Origin of the sequence: Flagellimonas baculiformis (assembly GCF_033441575.1) — a bacterium.
GTDB lineage: Bacteria > Bacteroidota > Bacteroidia > Flavobacteriales > Flavobacteriaceae > Flagellimonas > Flagellimonas baculiformis.
The window spans coordinates 53,334-70,854 of sequence record NZ_JAUZVW010000007.1 but is presented as its reverse complement, the minus strand read 5'-3'; the positions used below and the strand labels follow the sequence as shown (position 1 = coordinate 70,854).

Annotated in this window: 21 protein-coding genes and 1 pseudogene; 8 read left to right on the top strand and 14 right to left on the bottom strand. The window is 45.5% G+C overall.

Annotated elements, in window-relative coordinates; translation table 11 throughout:
- Positions 1-170 precede the first annotated feature (170 nt).
- Positions 171-1,055 carry a PPK2 family polyphosphate kinase gene (locus SD450_RS11330; RefSeq protein ID WP_318344562.1) on the top strand — a complete coding sequence of 295 codons (885 nt, stop codon included), beginning with the start codon at positions 171-173 and terminating at the stop codon, positions 1,053-1,055.
- Positions 1,052-2,449, top strand: a complete 1,398-nt coding sequence (locus SD450_RS11325) for a M20/M25/M40 family metallo-hydrolase (protein ID WP_318344561.1) — start codon at positions 1,052-1,054, stop codon at positions 2,447-2,449. The genes SD450_RS11330 and SD450_RS11325 overlap by 4 nt, the downstream gene beginning before the upstream one ends.
- An 11-nt stretch (positions 2,450-2,460) precedes the next feature.
- Here SD450_RS11325 and SD450_RS11320 read toward each other — a convergent pair whose 3' ends face one another.
- The 12 genes from SD450_RS11320 to SD450_RS11265 form a co-directional block, all read right to left on the bottom strand.
- Positions 2,461-3,039, bottom strand: a complete 579-nt coding sequence (locus SD450_RS11320; RefSeq protein WP_318344560.1) for a TMEM175 family protein — start codon at positions 3,037-3,039, stop codon at positions 2,461-2,463.
- A gap of 42 nt (positions 3,040-3,081) precedes the next feature.
- Positions 3,082-3,663, bottom strand: coding sequence for a PepSY domain-containing protein (locus tag SD450_RS11315; protein WP_318344559.1), 582 nt, complete (start codon positions 3,661-3,663; stop codon positions 3,082-3,084).
- A 105-nt stretch (positions 3,664-3,768) separates the two neighbouring features.
- Positions 3,769-4,134: a DUF2200 domain-containing protein gene (locus SD450_RS11310; protein WP_318344558.1), complete on the bottom strand. Its 366-nt coding sequence runs from the start codon at positions 4,132-4,134 to the stop codon at positions 3,769-3,771.
- Between the two features lie 24 nt (positions 4,135-4,158).
- Positions 4,159-4,554 (bottom strand): DUF1801 domain-containing protein, encoded by a 396-nt coding sequence (locus tag SD450_RS11305; protein WP_318344557.1) that lies wholly within the window; start codon positions 4,552-4,554, stop codon positions 4,159-4,161.
- Between the two features lie 18 nt (positions 4,555-4,572).
- A complete protein-coding gene (locus SD450_RS11300; protein WP_318344556.1) occupies positions 4,573-4,899 on the bottom strand; it encodes a DMT family transporter in 327 nt (108 codons plus the stop codon).
- 79 nt (positions 4,900-4,978) lie between these two features.
- Positions 4,979-6,697 carry a tetratricopeptide repeat protein gene (locus tag SD450_RS11295; RefSeq protein ID WP_318344555.1) on the bottom strand — a complete coding sequence of 573 codons (1,719 nt, stop codon included), beginning with the start codon at positions 6,695-6,697 and terminating at the stop codon, positions 4,979-4,981.
- Between the two features lie 214 nt (positions 6,698-6,911).
- Positions 6,912-7,343 (bottom strand): EthD family reductase, encoded by a 432-nt coding sequence (locus SD450_RS11290; RefSeq protein ID WP_318344554.1) that lies wholly within the window; start codon positions 7,341-7,343, stop codon positions 6,912-6,914.
- A 224-nt stretch (positions 7,344-7,567) separates the two neighbouring features.
- Positions 7,568-9,004 carry a serine hydrolase domain-containing protein gene (locus tag SD450_RS11285; protein WP_318344553.1) on the bottom strand — a complete coding sequence of 479 codons (1,437 nt, stop codon included), beginning with the start codon at positions 9,002-9,004 and terminating at the stop codon, positions 7,568-7,570.
- 78 nt (positions 9,005-9,082) lie between these two features.
- Positions 9,083-9,421: an MmcQ/YjbR family DNA-binding protein gene (locus SD450_RS11280; protein ID WP_318344552.1), complete on the bottom strand. Its 339-nt coding sequence runs from the start codon at positions 9,419-9,421 to the stop codon at positions 9,083-9,085.
- Between the two features lie 345 nt (positions 9,422-9,766).
- Positions 9,767-10,339 (bottom strand): sugar O-acetyltransferase, encoded by a 573-nt coding sequence (locus SD450_RS11275; RefSeq protein WP_318344551.1) that lies wholly within the window; start codon positions 10,337-10,339, stop codon positions 9,767-9,769.
- Positions 10,340-10,386: 47 nt separating this feature from the next.
- Complete coding sequence (locus SD450_RS11270) at positions 10,387-10,845, bottom strand: SRPBCC domain-containing protein (RefSeq protein ID WP_318344550.1); 459 nt, start codon at positions 10,843-10,845, stop codon at positions 10,387-10,389.
- Between the two features lie 169 nt (positions 10,846-11,014).
- On the bottom strand, positions 11,015-11,143 hold the full coding sequence (locus tag SD450_RS11265) for a hypothetical protein (protein WP_318344549.1): 129 nt from the start codon (positions 11,141-11,143) through the stop codon (positions 11,015-11,017).
- A 129-nt stretch (positions 11,144-11,272) separates the two neighbouring features.
- Between SD450_RS11265 and cmk the strand changes: the two are divergent.
- Positions 11,273-11,705, top strand: a pseudogene (cmk, locus tag SD450_RS11260) ((d)CMP kinase); the annotation flags it as partial.
- A 13-nt stretch (positions 11,706-11,718) separates the two neighbouring features.
- Here cmk and SD450_RS11255 read toward each other — a convergent pair.
- Both SD450_RS11255 and SD450_RS11250 read right to left on the bottom strand, forming a co-directional pair.
- Positions 11,719-11,991: a hypothetical protein gene (locus tag SD450_RS11255; protein ID WP_318344705.1), complete on the bottom strand. Its 273-nt coding sequence runs from the start codon at positions 11,989-11,991 to the stop codon at positions 11,719-11,721.
- A gap of 214 nt (positions 11,992-12,205) precedes the next feature.
- Complete coding sequence (locus SD450_RS11250) at positions 12,206-12,586, bottom strand: LysM peptidoglycan-binding domain-containing protein (protein ID WP_318344548.1); 381 nt, start codon at positions 12,584-12,586, stop codon at positions 12,206-12,208.
- A gap of 259 nt (positions 12,587-12,845) precedes the next feature.
- Here SD450_RS11250 and rpsA point away from each other — a divergent pair, with 259 nt between their 5' ends.
- The 5 genes from rpsA to SD450_RS11225 all read left to right on the top strand — a co-directional run bounded on the left by rpsA (position 12,846) and on the right by SD450_RS11225 (position 17,495).
- Positions 12,846-14,678 (top strand): 30S ribosomal protein S1, encoded by a 1,833-nt coding sequence (gene rpsA / locus SD450_RS11245; RefSeq protein WP_318344547.1) that lies wholly within the window; start codon positions 12,846-12,848, stop codon positions 14,676-14,678.
- 113 nt (positions 14,679-14,791) lie between these two features.
- Positions 14,792-15,328, top strand: a complete 537-nt coding sequence (pyrR, locus tag SD450_RS11240; protein ID WP_151891211.1) for a bifunctional pyr operon transcriptional regulator/uracil phosphoribosyltransferase PyrR — start codon at positions 14,792-14,794, stop codon at positions 15,326-15,328.
- 4 nt (positions 15,329-15,332) lie between these two features.
- The gene (locus tag SD450_RS11235; RefSeq protein ID WP_318344546.1) at positions 15,333-16,259 is read left to right on the top strand and encodes an aspartate carbamoyltransferase catalytic subunit; all 927 of its coding nucleotides are present in this window, start codon (positions 15,333-15,335) and stop codon (positions 16,257-16,259) included.
- A gap of 1 nt (position 16,260) precedes the next feature.
- Positions 16,261-16,593, top strand: coding sequence for a ribonuclease Z (locus tag SD450_RS11230; protein ID WP_318344545.1), 333 nt, complete (start codon positions 16,261-16,263; stop codon positions 16,591-16,593).
- The gene (locus SD450_RS11225) at positions 16,590-17,495 is read left to right on the top strand and encodes a ribonuclease Z (RefSeq protein WP_318344544.1); all 906 of its coding nucleotides are present in this window, start codon (positions 16,590-16,592) and stop codon (positions 17,493-17,495) included. Before SD450_RS11230 ends, SD450_RS11225 begins: the two co-directional genes overlap by 4 nt.
- Positions 17,496-17,521 lie beyond the last annotated feature (26 nt).

Below are 17,521 nucleotides of genomic sequence, written 5' to 3'. Positions count from 1 at the left end.
ATGGATTTGGGACGTTGCGCTTTTGATGTTCACTAAGTTAAGATAAGGGTGTTTGGACGAAGAATAAAATCGATAAAAAGAGACCAAAAACTACCAATGGCAAAAACTATCGGTGAAAGACGCTTTTTAGGAAATTGAGGGAGTGGGGAAAAAAGACTATATTCATTCCTATGGAAAAAATCAGAACAGAAAAATACCTTGTCAAATCAGATATCCAACTCGCCAAAGAGGACACTTATGAAGACTTTGGGGCATCGGAAAAGAAGCTCAAAAAGGAATTGGAAGATATCCGAAAAGACCTGGGCGATTTCCAGGACACTCTCTATGCCCATGGCAAATATGGGGTGCTGGTCTGCCTGCAGGGTATGGATACGGCCGGCAAGGACAGCCTGATCAGGGAGGTTTTCAAAGACTTCAATGTGCGGGGCGTGGTGGTGCATAGTTTTAAAGTACCCACTTCCCTTGAACTGAAACACGATTATCTCTGGCGGCATTATATTGCCCTTCCCGAGCGGGGAAAATTCGCCGTATTCAATAGGACCCATTATGAGAATGTATTGGTCACCAAAGTACACCCAGAATATGTTTTGAACGAAAACCTACCGAATATTGACTCTGTTTCGGACATTGATGAGGCCTTTTGGGAAAAAAGGTATCAAGAAATCAATGCCTTTGAAGAACACGTGGCCAAAAATGGGACCATCATTTTCAAGTTTTTCCTGCACCTTTCCAAAGAAGAGCAACGCCAGCGATTGCTGCGTAGAATCGAATTGAAACAAAAGAACTGGAAATTTTCCCCCGGTGACCTTAAGGAACGCAAGCTGTGGGATGTCTATCAAAAATGCTATGAGGAAGCACTTTCCAAAACCTCTAAGGAACATGCCCCTTGGTTCATCATCCCGGCGGACAACAAAGAAGCCGCGCGGGTAATCGTGGCATCCATCATGCTGGAAGCGTTAAAAAAGTACAAAGATATAGAGGAACCCGAGCTCGACGACGAAATAAAGGCTAATTTAGAAACCTTTAAGCAAGAATTGGAAAAAGAAACCAAATGAGAACCATTCTACTTTTGGCCCTTTTGTTGGCAAGTACCCCTTTTTTTTCACAGACTGAAGACGAAAAACAGATCAAGGCAATCTATGACAAGGCATTGACCGACGGAAAGGCCTATGACTGGCTCGACCATTTGTCCAATCAGATAGGGGGAAGGATCTCCGGATCGGTACAGGCACAACAAGCTGTGGAATATACCAAGGCGCAACTGGACTTGCTCGGTTTGGACCGCGTATGGCTCCAGCCTGTAATGGTACCCAAATGGATGAGGGGGACCCCGGAATTTGCCTATTTTGAGACCAAACCTGGACTGACCACCAATGTACCCATATGTGCGTTGGGCGGGTCCGTGGCCACCCCAGACGGTGGATTGAAAGCGAGTGTCGTAGAGGTCGATGGCATAGAGGATTTGGAAAAATTGGGAAAAGAAAAAATAGCCGGCAAGATTGTTTTTTATAACCGCCCGATGGACCCTACTTTGATCAATACGTTCGCATCCTATTCCGGTTGTGTGGACCAGCGTTATTCAGGTGCTGCCGAAGCAGCAAAATTTGGAGCGGTGGGTGTCATTGTCCGGTCCATGAACCTTCGGTTGGACGATTACCCGCATACAGGTTCCATGTCTTACGGGGACACCCCAGTGAACCAAAGGATACCGGCTGCGGCCATCAGTACCAAAGGGGCGGAACTGTTGAGTGGCACGCTCAAGCTCAACCCGAACATCAAATTTTATTTCAGACAGAACTGCAAGCAGTTTGATGATGTGCAATCCTATAATGTGATCGGGGAGATCAAGGGAAGCACCCATCCCAATGAGATCATGGTCGTGGGAGGCCATTTGGACTCTTGGGACCTGGGCGATGGTTCGCATGATGATGGGGCCGGCTGCGTGCAGAGCATGGATGTGCTCAGGCTGTTGAAAGAAACAGGGTATAGGCCCAAAAGAACCTTGAGGGTGGTGCTGTTCATGAATGAGGAAAATGGGTTGCGGGGTGGCAACAAATATGCGGAAGTGGCCCGTGGCAAGGGAGAAAACCATGTATTTGCCCTGGAAAGCGACTCGGGAGGTTTCACGCCAAGGGGCTTCACCATAGATGCATCCGAGGAAAATCTAAAACAGATCCAAGGATGGAAAGAACTTTTTGAACCTTATTTGATCCACATATTCGATAAAGGAGGTGGGGGAGCGGATATTGGCCCCCTGAAAGACGATAACATGGTCTTGGTGGGCCTTAGACCGGACACGCAGCGTTATTTTGACCATCACCATGCCGAAAACGATACGTTTGAGCACGTGAACAAGCGCGAATTGGAGCTTGGTGCCGCTACCATGGCCAGTCTGGTCTATCTCATTGACAAGTATGGAACCATTCCCTCAAAGAAGGTGAAGGGATAGACGGAAGATCATCAATGCTCCAAGGTTTGCTCAATTCTTTTGTCGGGAATGAGCCACATCAGGGCCACTAGCACATACATCAGCCCAGAGGCCCAAGGACTTACCCAAGCCAGTGCTATTCCAATGATGTACAGTACAGGGGAGATTTTTCCCTTGATGTCCTTCCCTACGGCATGTTTCAAAATGGAATCATGCCCCTGTGATTTTATGATGATGTTCTGGAGGATGAAATAGGAGACGGCCGCCATCAGCAAGATCAGCCCGTACAGCGCCATCGGTTCTTGGGCAAAATGGTTTTCTCCCATCCAGCCGGTCACAAAGGGGATCAAGGAAAGCCAAAAGAGCAGGTGAAGGTTGGCCCAGAGCATCTTTCCAGAAATCTTTTTTACCGTATGCATCATATGATGGTGGTTGTTCCAATAGATGCCCAGATATATGAAACTGAGCACATAGCTCAAAAAAACGGGCAACAAAGGGACCAGTGCCTCAAAACCTTCCCCCTCATGGGGCACTTTGATTTCCAATACCATGATGGTAATGATGATGGCAAGGACACCATCGCTGAACGCTTCCATTCTTCCTTTGGTCATAACAGTAAATTTTGGTTCGTGTTTTTTATGGTTCCATACAGGTCAGCTTAGGGCCTGTACGTTTCTTTTTGCCGTTTTTCTCATTCGTTTTGGCCCATACCACAGCCAAAAACCTGTGACGGTGAAAAGCAGCAACGAAATGCCCATCACGCTGGTGTAGACAAGTTTTATGATTCCGTCCGTTCCGAGATATCTGTCAAGGATGGAGCCATCGTGCACTTTTTCCAAAAAATCCGATCGTCTTTGCCCAATGGAAAGCACCTTTCCTGTGGCACCATCCAATTGGATTTCCGCATAATGGTCCACAAAAACAAATTTGACGGAACCTTTATCTTTCCGGATGTCGATTCGGTCCAGTTCCGTAGATAGGTCAGGGGATACGTTCTTGTGCAGGGCACCTATGGCAATGGTATGGAGGCTGTCCACGGGAAGCCATTTCTTTAGGTTGGACGAAGTGCCCTGTTGCGTTTTGGGGAGCAGTTTTCCATTGGAATTTTTCTTCCACCCCAAAATGAGGCCCGATACGGAAATGAAAAAGAAAAAAACAAACAACAGTGCGCCCGTGGTTCTGTGCACTTTTCGAAAGGCCCGCAATATTTTGGCCTGTGCTTTCCTTCTATCCATTCGTCATATGGGGTTTTTGCAAACAATCCGCTAAAGATCGACAAAATTTACGAAAGGATGAAGCTGTTGGGCAAGCCCTGTTAAGATGGTTGACGTGAAAGTGATCTACGCACTTCGAAGGATTTTTTCCATTTTGCGGCCCTTGGCCAGTTCGTCCACCAGCTTGTCCAAATACCTCACTTGTTGGGTCAATGGGTTTTCGATTTCCTCTACCCTATAGCCGCAGATGGTTCCAGTGATGAGGTGGGCATTCGGGTTCAGTGTTGCTTCTTGGAAGAATGTTTCAAAAGTTGCTTTACGGTCGATGAGTTCTTGGAGCTTATGGTCATCAAAACCGGTCAACCAATCGATTACTTGGTGCAGTTCTTCTTTTGTTCGGTTTTTGTTCTCCACTTTGGTGACATAGTGGGGATAGACCGAGGAAAATGTCATTTTTGCCATACGGTCGTCGTGCTCGGGTGTTGTCTTCATTTTCTCATTAAGATATTTGGCACCTTATTTCAATCTTTCCAGTTGTCCCTTTCTTTTCACGATGTTCTTGTAGTCCCATTGGGTCTCTTTTGATTTTTCCAGCCAACGGGCAATGTCTTCTCTATTGACCTCTTCCACCGAGGTATAAAAAATGGAAGCATCCTTGAATTTTTCACCTCTCACATCCAGATTTTTCTCTTCAAAACTGGCGCCGCTCCAAAACATGAGCCGGAGGCCTTTTTTCTGTTTGCTGTAGCCCACTATAGGATTTTCATCCAAGAACCAGACGGGGTGTCCGTGCCATATTTTGCTCTCGGATTCGGGCAATCCGCTGTCGATGGTGATGGCAAGGACATTGCAGATTTCCTTGTCCATGGTTTCTTGTCCATCATTGTAGGCTTGGATTTCCGGATTTGTCATAGGGCAAAAGTTATCGATTTAATGGGACACTACTTTTAGGCCCACTATTGATGCAATCAAGGTAGTCAAAAAAAAGAGTCTTAAAAAAGTGGTCGGTTCCTTGAACACCAAAATTCCCACGAGTACCGTACCCACAGCCCCGATTCCTGTCCATACGGCATAGGCGGTGCCAATGGGAAGGGTCTGGGTCGCTTTGATCAATAGTGCCATACTCAGGCAGAGGGTCACCAGGAACCCGACATACCACAAGTACATTTCATTCCCTGAGGTTTCTTTTGCTTTGCCCAAACAGAAGGCAAAGGCAACTTCAAACAATCCGGCAATGGTCAATAGTATCCAGTTCATTTTTAAGAATTTTTCCACAGTCCTGGGCAAGATTGGGCCGAGGATCGGAGCATGAAGATACGATTTTGTCGGCTACGATTTATCTTATGACGGAAGAGGTCAACTCGATGTCCGCGGTCATCCATGCCTCTTTAAAATGGTTTTCTGTTTCTTTTTGATGGGTAAGGTCACCCAGTTTTGAATAGGCCAAGCCCAGTCCTTTCAGCGCCCAACCATTCTTGGGCAAACGGTCCAGATCTTGCTTATAGGTTTCAATGGCATCTTGATAATGGCCCACTTCCAATTGTACTGCCCCTAAATTATGCCGCACGGAGAAAAACCAGTCTGGAGGCTCGTTATAGTTCAGTCCGTCTTCAAGGGCAACGGCTTCCTTCAAAAGGGCAATGCTTTCCGAATGTTCGTTTTCTTGGGCAAGCACTTCAGCTTTGAGGACTTTGTGGGCAATCTGTACGAGCTCGTACACGTTGTTGATATCCCATATGGTGATGTCCTTCAGTTCTTCCTTCATAGCGATTTTTTCCAAAGCTTGGAGTTCATTTTTGGCAGCTTTTGTATTACCCTTGCCCAAGTGGGACATTCCCTTCGCATAATGTAGAATAGCGGTGGGGTAATCCAAGTCAGGGAGTTCGTTTTCTAGGGTCAGGAGATGGTCCCATTTGCCAAATTTCACATACACATAATAGGGAATGGTGTAGTAATGTTGAACAGTGCCCCAGCCAGGTTCCCTCATCAATTGTCTGTTCACATTTTTTTGGAGTGCATCGGCGGCATACAGGGCCCATTTGCTGTTGCCTTCCAAAGTGGCCGTGGCAGCCATGAAATGTTGGTTGTGAGGGTAATAGGCCAGGGGATATGCCCCTTGGGCGTTACAAGCGGTCACATAGGCACTGTCCACCTTTATGGATTGAAGGTTGGCCAATGTGCCCTTGTGATAGTCCCCTGTTCTGATATACACATGGGATGGCATATGGACCAGATGCCCTGCGTTGGGGACGAGTCCTTGGTCGAATAGTTGTGCACTGGCCAATGCACGTCCAGGTGTGCTGGAGGCTTCCACTGCGTGAATGTAGAAATGGTGTGCGCCTGGATGGTCAGGGTGGTCCTCAATGATATTTTCCAAAAGGGAGATGATCTCTGGGGTCCACTCCTTGTCTTTTCCCTCCTTGTCCTGTAGGTCCCATGGGTGCAGATTCATCATCGATTCTGCATAAAGGGTACCCACATCGGCATCTTCGGGGTAGTTGTCGTGTACTGTCTTCATTGCTGTGGCATAGGCGACGTCCAACGGCAACCTGTCGTCCACGGGGTCTTTGACATACCTTTGGGCAAGGGCTTCAATGAGCGCAATCTCCTTTTCGGTGGTATTGTTTTTGGATAGTTCGATGGCTTTTTGGATGGCATCGTAGGCACGTTCGTAATTGTCACTCTCCATCCCGGCATTGTAATTGGGCCCCAACACATAGGCATAGCCCCAGAATGCCATGGCACAGGTGGTATCCAATTTTGTGGCATAGTAGAACGATCGAGCAGCTTCGGCATGGTTGAAGCCGTAGGCCAAGACAAGCCCTTGATCAAAATACCTTTGGACCAAGGTGTCTTTGGTGGATATGGGGAATCGCCAATCGCCAAGGCCGTCAAATAAGGGAGCTTTCTTTTCACTTTTGTACCACTCCTTGTCCGTGGTGATGGGAGCGCACATGATGCTGGAGGAAACAAGTTCTTTTTCCTCCTTCTTGTCCGAATCTTTGCAACTATATGCAAAAACAAGGAGCACTGCCAAAATGATGTACTTTTTCATACAGTCTGCTTTTATGGGAACAAGGTGAATGGACCTTGGTCGGTTACGGTTGCTATTGGGGGACTTTTCTTTGGGGAGCTTACCCTAAAGATAGGAAAATAGTGATCCTGTATGACGCACGTTCACAGAATATAAGGTACTTTTTGGAGCATAACTACCCTGATTGCCATGGGACTTTGGGACGGTTTGGATGACCGTCTGACCTGTCCAAAAATCACTTTTTCGTAGTGTGCACCACTTGCTTGATCTCGCTTATCTGCACTATGGGCTGGATGTTGGTGTAATTCTTAAAGTCATTGACCACGGCATCCCGGTTTTCGGCGATGGCCTTGCCATATTCCGCAATGTTGTCGATATAAAAGTAGCCCACGGCCGCATAGGGAGGCTTGTCATTGGGTGTTCTACCGGAAATGCCCCTATCGATTTCATAGAATTTTAAGTTGTCTCCCAAAAAACCGGCCACCATGGGCATGTGTTTGGTTTCATAATAGTCCATGTCAAAAGTGGAACCTTCCCCGTTTGGGTACAGGATGGTCACTTTGAACATCCCGTTATGGAGGTGTGGACTTTCAAGTTGGGCCGTTTTGCAACCGATTAGGGCCATAAGGGCAAAAATGGGCAGGAAAAATTTGATCTTGTTCGTCATTTTGAATTGATTTTAGGTGTTGTTTCAGTTATTCTTCTGTGTTCAAATGTAGTTACTTATGGAAAGGTACGATGATTTTCACCCCCTTTGAATACCAGGTTTCTTGTTTTTATATGTTGTTATGGGTTACTAGCTTGATTGGAAAAAATATAAATCAATATACCGCTGCCATGTATTGCAATATTTAAATCTAAATTCTACATAGGCTGGTTGGATTCACCCTATCATTTGGTTTCGGGATAGTCCATGAATACCAGCTTGTCCGTCCTGTCCAAATAAACGGTTGTATAGAGTATTTTCTCGCTGTTCAAGCGATAATACCTCAAGGTGTGTATGTCCACATTGAAGAAATTTACGTTTTCGTTTTTTACATTTCTTTCGCCCAAGTATGTGATGGATGCTGTCCGTGATATGGATTCTTTTAAACTTTTGGAATAATAGGAAAATGGAAAATTCCCGTGAACACCCTCATTTTTGACATCGGCACCTATATGTTGAAAGAAATCGAGATGATTATGGGTCATGGCTGTATTGGTGTCCTTGACCGAGGATTTTTTTGACAGTTGTTCCAATTCGGGATAGTATAAAGAAGCCAGTTCCTGGGCCAAGGGAAAACTGGCACCACTGAATAAGTTGGTCAGAATGATCACCGCAAACCTATCTTTTGGGACAACCAAGGCCTGACTACTGAACCCGGTCCTAAAACCTCCACTGTGTTCGGAAATGGCAATGCCCCCAAGAGGCCAATTCATCCATCCGGCACCAGTGGAAATAAAATCCCCGTTATCCAGCGTGGCAGGGTCGAACATCAACTGTTTTGAAGACTCATTCAAAAGTGCACCGGTAAAAAGGGCATCATAAAATTTCAGCAGGTCATTTGCCGTTGTCCGGATGCCTACATCACCTCTGCCATAGGCAACAGGGGCGATCAAGATTCCATTTCCCAGCCCAGTTACCGGACTGTTTATCTTATCGGGGTCATAGTCAAAGTAGCCGGAAACCCTGTGCGGTATGATCTTGTAGGGATGGTCCACGAATGTTTCATTCAGGGACAAGGGCCGAAAAATGTGCTTTTCAAGATAGTTCCTATAAGGTTGACCGGTTATCCTTTCGATCACAATGCCTAAAATAAAGTGTCCACTTGCGTAGGATACATCGGTTCCAGGTTCAAATTTCAGTTCACTTTCAAAATGAACCTTCAAAAAGTCATTGTCCGTCTGCGTCTTCAAAAACAATTCGTTGGATGTGTTCCAGTCGTAAAGGCTCCAATCTTCAACCAAACCGGATGAATGTGTGAGAAGATGTTTGATGGTGATCGGGTTCCAAGTGTCCGGAGCTTCCGGGATATATTTTTTAACGGGGTCGTCCAAACGTAATTGTCCCTTTTCCGCCATCAATAAAATTGCTGCAGCGGTATAGGTTTTGCTCATGGAGGCTATGGCAAAGGCAGAGTTCTTGCTTACGTCCACATCCATTTCCAGATCCGCCTTTCCAAAATAGCCTTCGTCAATTATTTTTCCGTCCTTGGCCATCAAAAATGCCAGTCCGGGAATGTTCTTGGACTCCATTCGTTCCTGTATGATCCGATGTGCCTGGTTCTGGGAATTGACCAAGGCAGCTTGAAGAAGAATGAAGAGGAAGGTCAATATGTTTTTTTTCATCATATCCTGTTCTTAAATGATCCAATGGCCACTCGGCCATGGTATCGACACGCGAGCTTGTCCAAAAAAGCAAGGGAATTACTTTTTTGTGATATGTTGTGAAAGTTTTTTTGGAGCAACTTCACAGTATGCCGCAGTTAAGGTTTTGTTGAGCAAATCTTCGTTTACTTGGCCCAATTCCACAAATGTCCAGCCCTGTTTTCCCCATTTGTTGTCCACTGGGTAAATACTGGGGCTTAATGAAGAAAAAGTATCTTGCTCGGTTTCAGATAATTTGATGGTGATCCTATTGTTTTTTTCATCATAAGTTGCAAAAATTTTCTTCTTTACCCGAAATGATATTTTTTCAAAATGGGGTTCTACAGTGACTTCTGGGAACGTCAAGACTATTTTTTCCAATGTTCCAAAAGTGGCCATCAGTTATCTGTAAGGGTTTTGATACTGCTCATATCTTTTCGTGTTTCTGCCATATGTTCAGCAGATTGAAGGAAATCCAACTTTCATGACCAACACACATCTTCCGAGGAATCCCAGGATTGCCAAAAACATTTCACACCTGTTTTTTCATCAGTGGTGAAGTGGTTTATTTTGGTAAGCCCGTATTAAATATAGTGAATAAGTGGTCGTGTTGCACTGTGGTTGAGGGAAATAGCTGCTATTCGTCGTTTTTCTGATGGACGAAGGCAAGCCTTCAGCTACGCATTGAAGTTGATACTGGCGCTTGCAAGTCTGCCGTACCGAACTGTGATGGAGATTGGTTTTTTAGAGCATTCTTCTTATTTGGCAAGGATTTCCAAAGGCCAAACTATTATCGGGAATGTTTTTTGTGACAACGCTTCCGGCCCCGATAGTGACATTGTTCCCGATGATAACGCCCGGGAAGATCACGGAATTTCCGCCAATCCAAACGTTGTCCCCGATTTTGACTGGTTGGGTAGAGGTCAGGTACCTGGATTCAGTTCCTTTGGTAACAATTCGTTCAGATGCCTCCAACGGATGGCTGGCCGTGTATATTTGGACATATGGCGCAATCAATCCATTCTTCCCGATGCTTATTTTGTTGTTGTCCAAAAACATACAATTTGTGTTGACAAATGTGTTTTCCCCAATGGAAATATTTTCCCCATAGTCGCAAAAGAATGGGGCCTCTATCCAAACGCCTGTACCTTTATGTTCAAAGAGTTCGTTTAAAATGCGCTCCCGTTCATGGGTCAACTCGGAATCGAGGTTGTTGTATTCCTTTAATAATCTTCTTGCTTTGTGGTACATTTTTATCAATTCCGGGTCTCTGGAATCATAAAAGTCGCCATCCAACATTTTCTCTTTTTCGGTCACAGGATTTCTATTGGTGTTTTTGAAGGGGTAACCCTTGTTGTTCTTTTTTATTTTTCACAATATGTTTGAAAGGCGTCCAAGATATAATCCCACCCTTGTTCAGAGTCCATCATTTTTCTATAATCAGCTGAATCCTCTCCGTGGTTTTCAAAGTTGAAATGTTCAAAATCCATGGTCGTGGAATCACCATTTTCACCAAAACTAACGCTTAGGTCGCTTGCTTTGTCGAGGTTTGGGATGGGCTCACGATTGGGACCTATTTGCCATTTCAAAGATATTTTTTCATTCTTTGTAAATTCAGTGACCGTCCCCCAATCACAGCGGAAGCCGTTGGGGCCAATCTCGGTGCACAGTCCGTTCTTCCTGCCGTCAATTTCTATTTTTTGCAGCTTGTCCTGCGACCATGTGTACGCTTTGGGCCACCATTCATTCAATTCGTTCACGAACTTTTGAAAAGCCATGTCCGAAGGGATTCCGATCTTCAGCTTTTTGATTATGTTCTCCATCTTAAGTCCATTAAACTATATGATAAATAAGTTGCCACCGCTTTTGGCACGATCTGCTTAGGATGGTATCGTTTGTGGTACATGCAGAATGGTCGGAGCATTTTCTCAATGATGTTGTTTAATTCTGGTCATGGGATTAAAGTTAATGTTTTTCAGTTTGGTACTGAATTTAGCACTTGCCATAATTGTTATACTCCATCATATTTTCTTTTCTGTCTTCAAAGAAACCAGCAGGGTCTTCAAAAAATCTGTGTGTATCCGATCTTGAATTTGGATTTTTTGCATGAACTTCCTTCACAACACTTCGTTTTGTCAATAAAAATCATCGACGAACAAAGTTGTACGATTCTGGGCAAATGATATAAAGTCCCATGACATAGGAAAGAAGTCCCAAGATGTCTTTCTTTTCTCCAAATGTCAGTTAGAACACCTGAACGGCGGAAATGTGGAAAGGGAAATCCGACCTATGAAAGTCTCCGGATATGTCAGTAAGGTGGCCGCCATCAAGGAAGTGAGGGAAATGCTCGTCGGGATCCAACAAGAGATGGGCAAGGACAAAGGCATTGTGATGGACGGAAGGGACATTGGTACCGTTGTTTTCCCAGATGCGGAGCTCAAATTGTTCATGACGGCATCCCCCGAGACCCGGGCAACACGGCGTTATAAGGAACTGTTTGGACAAAGGGGAGGAGGTCACCTATGAAGAAGTGCTCAAAAATGTGCAGGAGCGTGACCGGATTGACTCTACCCGCACCATTTCTCCCTTAAAGAAGGCCAAGGATGCCATTGAGTTTGACAATGGCGACATGGGTTTGGAAGAGCAGTTTGAACGCATTTACGACTTTTCCCAACGCGTGATTGCGAGGCGGGGGGTCAGTTTATTTTCTGTTCCGCACCTTCGGAAATGTAATTGTCCTCCACTACATCGGTATAGAACAAGTTGTTTTCCGCAGCAAAGGTTAGGAGCCTCTCTGTTTCTTCTGCTTTGTTTTGGTGTTTTTCCTCAGCCATTGGGCCTGTTCTTTGGCTTGTTCTAAGGTAGTGGGCAATTGTTTGGATAAGTGCATCATGGCTATTGCCGCTCTTTCCTGAAATGATAGTTTGTAATTCATATTTTACAGATTTTAGGTCCATATCATGCTTCATCCGGTTCAAAGATAGTTTTTTGCCGCAAATTGCCTTTGGTCAAGAGCCCCATCGAAAAGTTTGGTGTTATCTTGATGTCAAGGTTTCCCGGTCGATTCATTTTAAAAATGGACTACAGGGAGTTGAAAATACTTGATTTTAGGCAAAGAACATCGGTAGGACTAAAAACAAAAGACGCCCAAGGGCGTCTTTCTTTTTTATGATGCGACAATCCCTATATATTTGGAATCACTAACACCTGATCGGGATGGATCACATCCGGGTTTTTAAGGATGTTCGTGTTCGCCTCAAAGATCTTGTTGTATTTCATGGCATCCCCATAATAGTGCTTCGCGATTTTGCTCAACGATTCCCCGCTTTTCACGGTATGCCTGTGATAGACGGACTCGTCCGCCACCGTGATGTTGGCCTTGATGTCCGAAGGTTTCTCGCCCCCGATCTCCTTTATCTTGTCCCACAGCATGTTCTTTTCATAGGGGGTGGCCGCCACTCCCTTGATCTTTAGGACACCATTGTCCTCGGTAACATCACCATCCTTTATGTTCAGTTTGAGACCTAGGTCCAGAACGGGCTGATACTTTGCTTTTGCGCTCATGTTTTTCTTGTTTTATAGTTAACAATTAGAACCCTCAATATAGCCATTATGCCCTTATTTTACCATTATATTATGGTAATACTTTCTTTACATCAACCTTTGGCGCCATAGGCTTTGTGAATCAATAAATTAATTGTATTTTTGCACACCTTTTTGGCAAGGAAGCAAGAGGAAAAGGGAACTGGAACATTTTTAAAAACCACTTTCGCGGTGATTGTCCAACTCTTGTAAAGCGCGGAATACAAATTTGAATCAGCACATGGCTGAAGAAAAAGCAACCGTTGAGGCAACAGAAACTGCCGCAACCCCAGAAGTAAAAGAAACAAAGCCCCAACAAGATCCACAGGAATTCCTGGCCAATTTTGATTGGGACAAGTATGAAGAAGGAATTGAGCGCGTGGATGACAAGAAGCTCAAGGAATTCGAGAACCTTGTGGAGGAAAACTTCGTGGACACCGCCGATGAGGAAGTAGTCGAAGGAACAGTGGTGCACATGACCGACCGTGAGGCCATCATCGACATCAATGCCAAATCCGAAGGGGTGATCTCCTTGAACGAGTTCCGTTACAACCCCAACCTAAAGGTTGGTGACAAGGTTGAGGTGCTCATCGATATCCGTGAGGACAAGACAGGCCAATTGGTACTTTCGCACAGAAAGGCAAGGACCATCATGGCTTGGGATCGTGTCAACGCCGCCCACGACAAGGAAGAAATCGTACAAGGTTTCGTAAAATGTAGGACCAAAGGTGGTATGATCGTTGACGTTTTCGGCATCGAGGCATTCTTGCCAGGTTCCCAGATCGATGTGAAGCCTATCCGTGACTACGATCAATACGTAGGGAAGACCATGGAGTTCAAGGTAGTGAAGATCAACCACGAGTTCAAGAACGTAGTGGTTTCCCACAAAGCCCTGATTGAAGCGGACATCGAAGAGCAGAAGAAAGAGATCATCGGCCAATTGGAAAAAGGCCAAGTATTGGAAGGTGTCGTGAAGAACATCACTTCGTATGGTGTGTTCATCGACCTAGGAGGTGTGGATGGTTTGATCCACATTACCGACCTTTCTTGGAGCAGGATCAACCACCCCAACGAGGTTGTTGAACTTGATCAGAAATTAAACGTGGTTATCCTTGATTTCGATGATAACAAGTCAAGGATCCAATTGGGTCTTAAGCAGTTGGAGAAACACCCATGGGATGCCCTTGGGGATGAGATCAAAGTAGGTGACAAAGTAAAAGGTAAGGTAGTGGTGATCGCCGACTACGGTGCCTTTATCGAAGTTGCTGAAGGAGTGGAAGGTCTGATCCACGTTTCTGAAATGTCCTGGTCAACGCACTTGCGTTCTGCCCAAGACTTCGTGAACGTTGGTGACGAGGTAGAGGCCGTTGTCCTTACCTTGGACAGGGAAGATCGTAAAATGTCTTTGGGTATCAAGCAATTGACCCCAGACCCATGGACCGATATCACTTCCAAATATCCAGTGGGCTCCAAGCACAAAGGAATCGTTCGTAACTTCACCAACTTTGGCGTGTTCGTAGAGTTGGAAGAAGGAATCGACGGATTGATCTATATCTCCGACCTTTCTTGGACCAAGAAAATCAAGCACCCATCCGAGTTCGTTACCGTTGGTGACACCTTGGAAGTGGAAGTTCTTGAACTGGATGTTGAAGGACGCAAGTTGAGCCTAGGTCACAAGCAGACCACAGAGAACCCTTGGGACAAGTACTCCGAGGAGTTCGCTGAAGGAACCATTCACAAAGCTGCCATTGCAGAAGTAGTGGACAAGGGAGCTACCATCAACTTCAATGAGGATATTGTTGGATTCGTTCCACAACGTCACATGGAAAAAGAAGATGGTAAGAAATTGGTGAAAGGTGAAGAAGTAGAGTTCAAGATCATCGAGTTCAACAAAGATTTCAAACGAGTTGTGGCCAGCCACACCGCTATCTTTAGAGAGCAAGAAGAGAACAATGTAAAAGCGGCCAAGAAGAGGTCTTCCTCTTCTGACGAGGCGGCACCTACCCTTGGTGATGCCAACTCCCAGTTGCAAGCATTGAAGGATAAAATGGAGGCCGATTCCAAGAAAAAGTAATCCGGTTTTCCTAAAAACAAAAGCCCCGCTGGAAACAGTGGGGCTTTTTTTGTGTCGTTGCCATTCTAAAGAATTGTTTACTTTTGCATACAACAGAGTCGGTCGCAAAACCTATGAGCCAAAAAGTACTTCTCACTTCAAAGGAAATCAACATCATACTGCACCGGCTGGCCTGTCAGCTATTGGAAAACCATTTGGACTTTACGGATACGGCACTCATAGGCATACAGCCCAGAGGCGTATTTTTGGCCGAAAGGTTGGCCAAGATCCTGAAGCAGGAGTATGAGGTAAAGGACATTTCTTTGGGTTTTTTGGACATTACTTTTTTTAGGGACGATTTTGGACGCGGGGAGATCCTAAAGGCCAATACCACCAAAATGGACTTTCTGGTCGAGGACAAAAAAGTGGTTTTCATTGATGATGTGCTGTACACAGGAAGGAGCATAAGGTCTGCCCTCACGGCGATACAGTCCTTTGGAAGACCGAAGAGCATCGAATTATTGACGCTGATTGACCGGCGTTTCAGCAGGCATTTGCCCATACAGCCCAATTACAGGGGCAGGCAGGTAGATGCCATCAACGAAGAAAAAGTGAAGGTGATGTGGGAAGAAAATGACGGGGAAGATATTGTATATTTAGTAAGCAAATAGAACAATGAGCGAATTGAGCGTAGATCACTTGCTGGGAATTAAATATCTGAACAAGAAAGATATAGAGCTCATTTTTGAAACAGCGGACCATTTCAAGGAGGTCATTAACCGATCCATAAAAAAAGTGCCCACCCTTAGGGACATCACCATTGCCAACATCTTTTTTGAGAACAGTACGCGGACACGGCTTTCCTTCGAGCTGGCCGAAAAGCGTTTGTCCGCCGATGTGGTCAATTTTTCCGCGGCCCAGTCCTCAGTAAAAAAAGGGGAAACCCTCATCGACACGGTGAACAATATCCTCTCCATGAAAGTGGACATGGTGGTGATGCGGCATCCCAATCCCGGTGCGGGCATATTCCTTTCAAAGCATGTCAAGGCGGCCATTGTGAATGCAGGCGACGGGGCGCACGAACACCCCACCCAGGCCCTTTTGGATTCATTTTCCATACGGGAAAAACTGGGCGATGTCGGCGGCAAGAACGTTGTCATTGTCGGAGACATTCTGCACTCCAGGGTGGCCCTTTCCAATATCTTCGCATTGAAACTGCAAGGAGCCAAGGTCAAGGTCTGTGGTCCGAGGACCCTTATCCCCAAACATATCGAATCTTTGGGTGTCACTGTGGAAACAGATTTGAGGAAGGCCCTACAATGGTGCGATGTGGCGAATATGCTCCGGGTCCAGAACGAACGGATGGATATCAGTTATTTCCCATCCACCCGCGAATATACCCAGCAATTTGGGGTGAACAAGGAGCTGCTGGACAGCTTGGACAAACAGATTGTGATCATGCACCCGGGACCCATCAACCGTGGGGTGGAGATCACAAGTGATGTTGCGGATTCCGACCAATCCATCATTCTGCACCAAGTGGAGAATGGGGTGGCCATCCGCATGGCAGTACTCTATTTATTGGCATCAAAAATGAAGTAAGATGATTTTCGACAAAGAAGGAACTACCACCATTGTTTTTCAGGAGAAAACCTCACTTTCTACCTTTATGGCAAACCTGAACAACGCCTACCCCAAGTTGAAATATGACAATATTGTCGTCAACCTGTTTTCTTTCAATAAGCTCACGGCAAATGATATCCTCGAGTTTTTGGACATTTCGAATACGCACAAACGCTCTGGAAAATCCTTCGTGCTGGTCACGGACAGGGTATCCTATGACGAAATACCCGATGAGATAAGCCTTGTGCCAACCTTACAAGAGGCCAAGGACCTCATTGAAATGGAAGAAATAGAAAGGGATTTGGATCTATGAGGTTGACCATTCTAGGTTGTTATGCAGCAACACCAAGAACGTTTACCAATCCCACCTCCCAGGTGCTCGAAATACAGAACCATCTTTTTTTGATCGATTGTGGCGAAGGAACACAGGTTCAGTTGCGAAAATATCGGGTCAAGTTTTCCAGGATCAAACATATTTTTATATCGCACCTCCATGGCGATCACTTTTTTGGGTTGCCCGGGATGATTTCCACATTTAGGCTTTTGGGACGGGAAACAGAACTGCATGTTTACGGACCCAAGGGCATCAAGGAGGCCATTACCCTCTTTTTGAAATTGGGCGATTCGTGGACCAATTTTCCCCTTATCTTCCATGAGATAGAGTCAAAGGAAACAACACTCTTGTTTGAGGATGACAAGGTCAGCGTGCATACCATTCCCTTGGACCACAGGGTCTATACCAATGGATTCCTGTTCCGGGAAAAGGAAGCTCCCCGTACCTTGGATGTGGAGGCGGCCAGACATTTTGGAGTCGATAAGAGCCAATACATCAAAATAAAGGAGGGAGCCGATGGGATTACCAAGAACGGCAATATAGTTCCCAACGTAAAACTTACCTTGGACCCACCGAAACCGAAAAGCTATGCATATTGTAGTGATACGGCTTACAAGGAAAGCATAGTACCGTTGATAGCGAACGTGGACACACTTTATCATGAGTCCACTTTTTTGGAAACGGAGGCCCATCTCTGTGGGAAGACCAAGCATTCCACGGCCAAGCAAGCGGCCCAAATAGCCAGTCAGGCCCATGTGGACAGTTTGATCTTGGGACATTATTCCACGAGGTACAAATCCATCGAACTTTTCAAGGAAGAAGCGCAAGAGGTGTTTTCCCACGTGGAATTGGCCGACGATGGAAAGGTTTTCGACCTTTAGAAAGACTTGATGGCAAATTAACGTCT